The following is a 9518-nucleotide window of genomic DNA, read 5'->3' on the forward strand; positions in this document are numbered from 1 at the left end:
GTCAAAGATGTATTTACTGATCCACCGCTTTCGCGAGCAAGCCCGCTCCCACAGGGGATATGTGCAGGGCTTACGACTGATATTGGCTGAGCAACCGCTCCATCCGCGCATCCAGCCGACGCTTGATCTCGGTCTCGATGTGCGGGGCGAAGTCATCGATCACGTCTTGCATGATCAATTGCGCGGCGGCGCGCAGTTCGTTGTCCAGGTGCAGCAGAAGGGCGTCCGGGCCTTTTTCGGCGGGGGCGGGTTCGACAGCGGCGGCAACCGGCTCCGGCGCCGCGGCCTTGGCGCCGACCATGTCGAACAACAGCGGAATCTGTACGTCGGCATCGACCGAGTCGGTCAACAGCGGCGGTTGCAAGTCATCATCACCGAGCAACTGGCGGATCGACTCCAGGTCGTCCAGCAGGTGGTCGTCTTTTTTTATTGGGTTGGGCGTGTCCATCATTTACTCAAAGTCGTTGTAGCCGGTGATCCTGCAAAGGATAGCCCTGTTCGCGATAGAAACGGAAACTCTCCCGCGCGGCCTGACGAATAGCCGGATCTTCCACTACCACTTCGGCTACGCGGGCAAACGCCTTGGCGAACGGCGGCACTTTCAGGTCCAGGTTGACCAGCAGGTCATGGTGATCGCCGCAGCTGTCGCCCAAGCCCAGTACAACCAGGCCTTCGGCTTCGGATTCAGCAGGGCCGTGGGGCACGAAGCTTTCGCCCTTGAAGCGCCACAGGCGGGCGTCGAGCTCGTCGCGCTGGGTGGCATCGCTGCAATGCAGGTAGATGCGGTGGCCCATGCGCCAGGCTTTTTCGGTGAGCTTGCAGGCAAAGTCCAGGCGCGCGAGCGGGTCGGCGCTGGGCAATATATAGAAGTCGACTTGGGTCATTGCGGTTCCTGGAACCCAGGGCGGCTTTATAAAAGCCGCCCTGGGGTTCTCATTTTCAGGCCTTGGCGCGATCCAGCAGGTACTGGGTCAGCAGTGGCACCGGACGGCCAGTGGCGCCCTTGTCCTTGCCGCCGCTGGTCCAGGCCGTGCCGGCGATGTCCAGGTGCGCCCAGTTGAAGTTCTTGGCGAAGCGCGACAGGAAGCAGGCCGCGGTGATGGTGCCGGCTTTCGGGCCGCCGATGTTGGCGATGTCGGCGAACGGGCTGTCCAGCTGTTCCTGGTACTCATCGAACAGCGGCAGTTGCCAGGCGCGGTCGTCGGCGGCCTTGCCGGCGCTGAGCAGTTGCTCGATCAGCTCGTCGTTGTTGCCCAGCAGGCCCGACGTGTGGGAACCCAGAGCGACGATGCACGCGCCGGTCAGCGTGGCGATGTCGATCACGGCTTGCGGCTTGAAGCGCTCGGCGTAGGTCAGGGCATCGCACAGCACCAGGCGGCCTTCGGCGTCGGTGTTGAGGATCTCGACGGTCTGGCCGCTCATGGTGGTGACGATGTCGCCCGGACGCGCCGCGCCGCCGCTTGGCATGTTCTCGGCGCAAGCCAGGATGCACACCAGGTTGATCGGCAACTTGAGTTCCAGCACGGCACGCAGGGTGCCGAACACGCTGGCGGCGCCGCCCATGTCGTATTTCATCTCATCCATGCCGGCGCCCGGCTTGAGGCTGATGCCGCCGGTGTCGAAGGTGATGCCTTTGCCCACCAGGGCGTACGGTTTGTCGGCCTTCTTGCCGCCGTTGTATTGCATCACGATCAGGCGTGGCGGCTGGTCGCTGCCCTGGCCCACGGCATAGAACGAGCCCATGCCCAGTTCCTTGATCTTCTTCTCGTCGAGGACTTCGACTTTCAGGCCCTTGAACTCTTTACCCAGCGCCTTGGCCTGTTCGCCGAGGAAGGTTGGGTGGCAGATGTTCGGCGGCAGGTTGCCCAGGTCGCGGGTGAACGACATGCCGTTGGCGATGGCGGTGGCGTGGGTCACGGCGCGCTGCACTTCGGCCTGGGCGGCCTTGATGGTCAGCAGGGTGATTTTCTTCAGGGCGCGGGGTTCGGCCTTGGTGCTCTTGAACTCGTCGAAGATATAGCCGCCGTCGACCAGGCTCTCGGCCAGCAGGCGGGTCTTGCCGTAGCTGTCGCGGCCCTTGACCACCACTTCATCCAGCGCCAGCGTGGCATCGCTGCCGCCCAGGCCCTTGAGGGTGGTGAGGATGCTGCTGATGATCTTGCGGAACGGGCGGTCGCCCAGCTCGGCGTCCTTACCCACGCCCACCAGCAATACGCGCTCGGCCTTGAGGTTCGGCAGGCTTTGCAGCAGCAGGCTCTGGCCGACTTTGCCGGCCAGGTCGCCGCGCTTGAGGATGGCGCTGATGGCGCCGCCGCTCAGTTCGTCGAGTTGTTTGGCGGCAACGCCGAGTTTGCGGCCTTCGCCGATGGCGACCACGAGGGTGGCGGTTTTCAACGTTTCGGGGCTAACGCTTTTTACAACCAATTCCATTTTCGGGTCCCTTATTAAGGTCTGAGAGCCTTGCGTCTGTACGTAGGCTTTAATGCATGGCAGCGGTGTAAGCCGCCAGCGACAAAGGCCGCAGTTTGAACCTCGGCGGCGGAGCCTGACAACCCTTGGCGTAAGCTTTGTCCCCGTCAATGAGCATGCTCCGTGACAGGCGCGGCCAATCACAGGATAATGCGCCATCTTTTTAGCCAGCCCCTTTAAACGGGCTGACTCGGTATGCTTGCTTGTTTGGCCGCCTTAGCCTGACAACCCTGGAGTGTCTGGTTTGATCGTCTTCCGTTATCTGTCCCGCGAAGTCCTGTTGACCCTGAGTGCCGTGAGTGCGGTATTGCTGGTCATCATCATGAGTGGTCGTTTCGTCAAATACCTGGCCCAGGCCGCTTCCGGCGCCCTGGACCCAGGGTCGTTGTTCCTGATAATGGGCTTTCGCCTGCCGGGTTTCCTGCAGCTGATCCTGCCCCTGGGCCTGTTCCTCGGGATCTTGCTGGCTTACGGCCGCCTGTACCTCGAAAGCGAAATGACCGTGCTGTCGGCCACCGGCATGAGCCAGCAACGCCTGCTGGGCATGACCATGATCCCGGCCGCCGGTGTGGCGCTGATCGTGGCCTGGCTGAGCCTGAGCCTGGCGCCGCAAGGTGCCATGCAGTTCCAGCTGGTGCTGAACAAGCAGGACGCGATGACCGAGTTCGACACCCTCGAACCGGGCCGCTTCCAGGCGCTCAGTGATGGCACGCGGGTCACCTACACCGAAACCATGACCGAAGACCGCGCCAACCTCGGCGGGGTGTTCATCTCCGAGAAGCGCCTGGGCCAGGACAAGAAAGACCGTGGCATCTCCGTATTGGTGGCCGACTCCGGCCGCCAGGAAGTGCGCCCCGACGGCAGCCGCTACCTGATCCTGGAAAACGGCTATCGCTATGACGGCAGCCCCGGCATGGCCGATTACCGTGCGATCAAGTACGACACCTACGGCGTGCTGCTGGCTCGCCCGGACGTCAGCGACGAAGTCACCGACCGCGATGCCATCCCGACCACCGAACTGCTGGGCAGCAAGGAACTGCGCTCCATCGCCGAGCTGCAATGGCGGATTTCCCTGCCGCTGCTGGTGTTTATCGTGACCCTGATGGCCGTGCCGCTGTCGCGCGTCAACCCGCGCCAGGGCCGTTTCCTCAAGCTGTTGCCGGCGATCCTGCTGTACATGGCCTACCTGACCATCCTGATTTCCGCCCGTGGCTCCCTGGAGAAGGGCAAGCTGTCGCCGACCCTGGGCCTGTGGTGGGTTCACGGGATCTTCCTGGTGATCGGCCTCGGGCTGCTTTACTGGGAACCTATCCGTCTGAAAATGTTGAGCCGTCGTGGCCAGAAGGAGTTGGCTCGTGGCTAAGCTCGATCGCTACATTGGTAGCAGCGTACTGATCGCCATCCTGGCGGTATTGGGCATCATCCTGGGCCTGGCCTCGTTGTTTGCCTTCATCGATGAAGTCGGCAATGTCACCGACACCTACACCGTGTGGGACGTGCTGAGCTACGTGGCGCTCACCGCACCGCGCCGCCTCTACGACATGATGCCGATGGCCGCGCTGATCGGTTGCCTGATCGGCCTGGGCAGCCTGGCCAGCAACAGCGAGCTGACCATCATGCGGGCCGCCGGGGTGTCCATCGGCCGCATCGTCTGGGCCGTGATGAAACCGATGCTCCTGCTGATGCTGTGCAGCGTGCTGATCGGCGAGTACGTCGCGCCACCGGCCGAAACCACGGCCCAGGCCAATCGTGCCCTGGCCCAGGGGTCGGGGGATGCGCAAAGCTCCAAGCATGGTCTATGGCACCGCCAGGGTGACGAGTTCATCCACATCAACGCCGTGCAACCCGGTGGCCTGTTGATTGGTGTGACGCGTTACACCTTTGACAAAGAGCGCCACCTGCTGTCGTCCAGTTTCGCCAAACGTGCGCAGTACAGCGCCGAGAAGTGGGAACTGACCGATATCACCACGACGTATTTCCGCAACGCGGGCCAGGGCACCAAGTCCAGCACCGAAGTGATTAACGCAGCGACCGAGGCGTGGGACATCGCCCTCAAGCCGGAACTGCTCAATACCGTAGTGATGATCCCCGAAAGCCTGCCGATCTCCGGGCTCTGGAGCTATATCCACTACTTGAAGGAGCAGGGCCTGAACAACGGTCGTTACTGGCTGGCGTTTTGGGTCAAGGTGTTGCAGCCGGTGGTGACCGCTGCCTTGGTGCTGATGGCGATTTCGTTCATCTTCGGCCCATTGCGCTCCGTGACCCTCGGCCAACGCGTGTTTACCGGCGTATTGGTGGGCTTTACCTTCCGTATCGCCCAGGACCTGCTCGGCCCGTCGAGCCTGGTGTTTGGCTTCTCGCCGCTGTTTGCGGTGCTGGTGCCGACCGCTATCTGCGCCATCGCCGGGTTCTGGCTGTTGCGCCGGGCCGGTTGATAGAACGCTTATGAACAAAAAATGCCCCGTTCGAAAGATCGGGGCATTTTTGTTCTGGTCAGCAAAGATGACGCCCGGGCAGAGCATCAGGTACAATTCCCGGCTATTTTTCAGCGGGCAATCTGCCTGCAGCCTTTTTGAGTGTTGATCCGTGAGTGATTTGAGTCATATCCGCAATTTCTCCATCATCGCCCACATTGACCATGGCAAGTCGACGCTGGCCGACCGGTTCATTCAAATGTGCGGTGGCCTTGCCGAGCGTGAAATGGAAGCCCAGGTCCTGGACTCCATGGACCTCGAGCGTGAGCGCGGCATCACCATCAAGGCCCACAGCGTTACCCTGTACTACACCGCAAAAGACGGTATCAAGTACCAGCTGAACTTCATTGACACCCCCGGCCACGTTGACTTCACCTACGAAGTCAGCCGCTCGCTGGCCGCCTGCGAAGGCGCCTTGCTGGTGGTGGACGCCGGCCAGGGCGTTGAAGCCCAGTCCGTCGCCAACTGCTACACCGCGATCGAGCAAGGCCTGGAAGTGATGCCGGTGCTGAACAAGATCGACCTGCCACAGGCCGATCCAGACCGCGTAAAAGAAGAAATCGAAAAAATCATCGGCATTGACGCCACCGACGCCGTCGAGTGCAGCGCCAAGACCGGCCTGGGCGTCGACGAAGTGCTCGAACGCCTGGTCAAGACCATTCCCGCGCCGACCGGCAACTACGAAGATCCGCTGCAAGCGTTGATTATCGACTCCTGGTTCGACAACTACCTGGGCGTTGTGTCCCTGGTCCGTGTGCGCCATGGCCGTGTGAAGAAAGGCGACAAGATCCTGGTCAAATCCACCGGCAAGATCCACCTGGTGGACAGCGTCGGTGTATTCAACCCGAAACACACCGCGACCACCGATCTGAAAGCCGGTGAAGTGGGCTTCATCATTGCCGGTATCAAGGACATCCACGGTGCACCGGTCGGTGACACCCTGACCTTGAGCTCGACGCCTGACGTTGACGTGCTGCCAGGCTTCAAACGCATCCAGCCGCAGGTCTACGCCGGCCTGTTCCCGGTCAGCTCCGACGACTTCGAAGACTTCCGCGAAGCCCTGCAAAAGCTGACCCTCAACGACTCGTCGTTGCAGTACACCCCGGAAAGCTCCGACGCCCTGGGCTTCGGCTTCCGTTGCGGCTTCCTCGGCATGCTGCACATGGAGATCATCCAGGAGCGCCTGGAGCGCGAATACGACCTGGACCTGATCACCACCGCGCCAACGGTTATTTTTGAGCTGGCGTTGAAAACCGGTGAAACGATTTACGTCGACAACCCGTCCAAGCTGCCAGACCTGTCTTCCATCGAAGACATGCGCGAGCCGATCGTGCGGGCCAACATCCTCGTGCCACAAGAGCACCTGGGCAACGTAATTACCCTGTGTATCGAAAAGCGTGGCGTGCAGCACGACATGCTGTTCCTCGGCACCCAGGTGCAAGTGACCTACGATCTGCCGATGAACGAAGTGGTCCTGGACTTCTTCGACCGTCTCAAATCCACCAGTCGCGGCTATGCTTCGCTGGATTACCATTTCGACCGTTACCAATCGGCTAATCTGGTGAAACTGGATGTGCTGATTAACGGCGACAAGGTCGATGCCCTGGCACTCATCGTGCACAAGGACAACGCGCACTACAAAGGTCGCCAGTTGACCGAGAAGATGAAAGAACTGATTCCGCGCCAGATGTTCGACGTCGCGATCCAGGCCGCCATTGGCGGGCAGATCATTGCACGGACCTCCGTCAAGGCTCTCAGAAAGAACGTACTGGCCAAATGCTACGGCGGTGACGTAAGCCGTAAGCGCAAGCTGCTTGAGAAGCAAAAGGCCGGTAAAAAACGCATGAAGCAAGTGGGCAACGTGGAAATTCCACAAGAAGCCTTCCTTGCGGTGCTCAGGTTGGATAGTTAGGTCCTATGTCACTAAATTTCCCGCTGTTGCTGGTCATCGCCGTTGCCGTCTGTGGTCTCCTGGCGTTGCTCGATCTGGTGTTCTTCGCCCCGCGTCGGCGGGCGGCTATCGCGTCCTATCAGGGCAGCGTCAGCCAGCCCGATGCGGTGGTGGTCGAGAAGCTGAACAAAGAGCCTTTGCTGGTTGAATACGGCAAGTCGTTCTTCCCGGTGTTGTTCATCGTGCTGGTGCTGCGCTCGTTCCTGGTGGAGCCGTTTCAGATCCCTTCGGGGTCGATGAAACCTACCCTGGACGTGGGCGACTTCATCCTGGTGAACAAGTTTGCCTACGGCATTCGCCTGCCGGTGATCGACAAGAAGGTCATTGAAGTCGGCGACCCGCAACGCGGCGATGTGATGGTGTTCCGCTTCCCGAGCGATCCGAACGTCAACTACATCAAGCGTGTGATCGGCCTGCCGGGCGACGTGATCCGCTACACCGGCGACAAGCGCCTGTTCATCAACGGTGAATCGGTGGCTGAGAAGCTGATCGGTTCCGAGCCGAATTCCCTGGGCAGCGCCGAGCTGTACCAGGAGAAACTCGGCGCGGTGGAGCACGAGATCCGCAAGGAAATGTCGCGCTACCGCCAGCCTGATGGCGAGTGGAAAGTGCCGGCCGGGCACTACTTCATGATGGGCGACAACCGTGACAACTCCAATGACAGCCGCTATTGGAACGACCCCAACATTCCCAAGGACATGCTGGGCATGGTTCCCGACGAGAACATCGTCGGCAAGGCCTTCGCGGTCTGGATGAGTTGGCCGGAGTCCAAGCTCAGCCACTTGCCGAACTTCTCGCGAGTCGGGCTGATTAAGTAATACAGGCGGCGCTGTGAACACAGCGCCGAATGCTTTTCTGGGGCTTGGACAAATTCCGGCCTCATGCAGCACCAACCAGGATTTGAATTTGAACACTGCGTCAATCGTCGATGGCCGCCGGTGCCACCACACAGATATGGGTAAACCGTGACCGTTTCTCTAGCACGTCTCGAGCGTCTGCTCGGCTACACCTTCAAGGACCAGGAACTGATGGTCCTTGCCCTCACACACCGCAGCTTTGCAGGGCGTAACAACGAACGCCTGGAATTTCTCGGTGATGCCATCCTCAATTTCGTCGCCGGCGAGGCGCTGTTCGAGCGCTTCCCGCAAGCCCGTGAAGGCCAGTTGTCGCGCCTGCGCGCACGCCTGGTGAAGGGCGAGACCCTGGCCGTGCTGGCCCGTGGTTTCGGCCTGGGCGAGTACCTGCGCCTGGGTTCCGGCGAGCTGAAGAGCGGCGGTTTCCGCCGTGAGTCGATCCTCGCCGACGCCCTTGAGGCGCTGATCGGTGCGATCTACCTCGATGCCGGCATGGAAGCGGCCAAGGAGCGCGTCACCGCGTGGCTGACCTCCGAGATCGAAAGCCTCACGCTGGTCGATACCAACAAAGATCCCAAGACCCGCCTGCAGGAATTCCTGCAGTCCCGTGGTTGCGAACTGCCACGTTACGAAGTGGTGGATATCCAGGGTGAGCCCCATTGCCGCGTGTTCTTCGTGGAATGTGAAATCACCTTACTGAACGAAAAAAGCCGAGGTCAGGGTGTGAGCCGTCGTATTGCCGAACAGGTAGCGGCCGCTGCAGCACTGATTGCCCTGGGCGTGGAGAATGGCCATGACTGATTCAACCGCAACACGCTGTGGCTATGTTGCCATCGTCGGCCGCCCGAACGTGGGCAAGTCCACGCTGCTGAACCACATCCTCGGCCAGAAGCTCGCGATCACCTCGCGCAAGCCGCAGACCACCCGCCACAACATGCTGGGCATCAAGACCGAAGGCAACGTGCAAGCGGTCTACGTCGATACCCCGGGCATGCACAAGGGTGGCGAGAAAGCCCTCAACCGCTACATGAACAAGACCGCTTCGGCGGCGTTGAAAGACGTCGACGTGGTGATCTTCGTGGTCGACCGCACCAAGTGGACCGACGAAGACCAGATGGTCCTCGAGCGTGTGCAGTACGTCACCGGCCCGTTGATCGTCGCGTTGAACAAGACCGACCGCATCGAAGACAAAGCCGAGCTGATGCCGCACCTGAGTTGGCTGCAGGAACAACTGCCGAACGCGCAGATCATCCCGATCTCCGCCCAGCACGGCCACAACCTGGAAGCCCTGGAGCGCGTGATCGCCGGCCACCTGCCGGAGAACGAGCACTTCTTCCCGGAAGACCAGATCACCGACCGCAGCAGCCGCTTCCTGGCCGCCGAGCTGGTACGCGAGAAAATCATGCGCCAGATGGGCGCCGAGCTGCCGTACCAGATCACCGTCGAAATCGAAGAGTTCAAGCAGCAGGGCAAGACCCTGCATATCCATGCGCTGATCCTCGTCGAACGTGACGGCCAGAAGAAAATCATCATTGGCGACAAGGGCGAGCGCATCAAGCGCATCGGCACCGAGGCGCGCAAGGACATGGAATTGCTGTTCGATTCCAAGATCATGCTTAACCTGTGGGTGAAGGTTAAGGGTGGTTGGTCCGATGACGAGCGTGCACTGCGCTCCCTGGGCTACGGCGACCTGTAAGCACACCGCAGGACGAAAAATGTGGGAGCGGGCTTGCTCGCGAATGCGGTGGATCAGTCACTGATAAGTCGACT

The 9518-nt window shown here is 60.8% G+C and carries 9 protein-coding genes; 6 read left to right on the forward strand and 3 right to left on the reverse strand.

Annotated elements, in window-relative coordinates; genetic code table 11:
* Window positions 1-70: 70 nt before the first annotated feature.
* Genes NUV89_RS24415 through NUV89_RS24425 form a run of 3 tightly spaced genes read right to left on the reverse strand, consistent with a single transcriptional unit; the run spans window position 71 to window position 2430 of the window.
* Complete coding sequence (locus NUV89_RS24415; RefSeq protein WP_257783346.1) at window positions 71-448, reverse strand: DNA polymerase III subunit chi; 378 nt, start codon at window positions 446-448, stop codon at window positions 71-73.
* A 7-nt stretch (window positions 449-455) separates the two neighbouring features.
* On the reverse strand, window positions 456-884 hold the full coding sequence (locus NUV89_RS24420) for a DNA polymerase III subunit chi (RefSeq protein WP_257783347.1): 429 nt from the start codon (window positions 882-884) through the stop codon (window positions 456-458).
* A gap of 55 nt (window positions 885-939) precedes the next feature.
* Window positions 940-2430, reverse strand: coding sequence for a leucyl aminopeptidase (locus NUV89_RS24425; protein WP_257783348.1), 1491 nt, complete (start codon window positions 2428-2430; stop codon window positions 940-942).
* A gap of 283 nt (window positions 2431-2713) precedes the next feature.
* Between NUV89_RS24425 and lptF the strand changes: the two genes are divergently transcribed.
* From lptF to era, 6 genes are all read left to right on the forward strand, one after another.
* Complete coding sequence (gene lptF, locus NUV89_RS24430; protein WP_257783349.1) at window positions 2714-3832, forward strand: LPS export ABC transporter permease LptF; 1119 nt, start codon at window positions 2714-2716, stop codon at window positions 3830-3832.
* Window positions 3825-4904 (forward strand): LPS export ABC transporter permease LptG, encoded by a 1080-nt coding sequence (gene lptG, locus NUV89_RS24435; RefSeq protein ID WP_257783350.1) that lies wholly within the window; start codon window positions 3825-3827, stop codon window positions 4902-4904. The genes lptF and lptG overlap by 8 nt, the downstream gene beginning before the upstream one ends.
* A 151-nt stretch (window positions 4905-5055) precedes the next feature.
* Window positions 5056-6855 carry a translation elongation factor 4 gene (gene lepA, locus NUV89_RS24440; RefSeq protein ID WP_003210439.1) on the forward strand — a complete coding sequence of 600 codons (1800 nt, stop codon included), beginning with the start codon at window positions 5056-5058 and terminating at the stop codon, window positions 6853-6855.
* A gap of 5 nt (window positions 6856-6860) precedes the next feature.
* Window positions 6861-7712, forward strand: coding sequence for a signal peptidase I (lepB, locus tag NUV89_RS24445; protein WP_017734283.1), 852 nt, complete (start codon window positions 6861-6863; stop codon window positions 7710-7712).
* A gap of 147 nt (window positions 7713-7859) precedes the next feature.
* Window positions 7860-8549, forward strand: a complete 690-nt coding sequence (gene rnc, locus NUV89_RS24450; protein WP_026136456.1) for a ribonuclease III — start codon at window positions 7860-7862, stop codon at window positions 8547-8549.
* The gene (era, locus tag NUV89_RS24455) at window positions 8542-9444 is read left to right on the forward strand and encodes a GTPase Era (protein WP_017734281.1); all 903 of its coding nucleotides are present in this window, start codon (window positions 8542-8544) and stop codon (window positions 9442-9444) included. Before rnc ends, era begins: the two co-directional genes overlap by 8 nt.
* The last annotated feature ends 74 nt before the right edge of the window (window positions 9445-9518 follow it).

The sequence above is a fragment of the Pseudomonas sp. 18.1.10 genome (assembly GCF_024655625.1).
In the GTDB taxonomy this organism is placed as follows: Bacteria; Pseudomonadota; Gammaproteobacteria; order Pseudomonadales; family Pseudomonadaceae; genus Aquipseudomonas.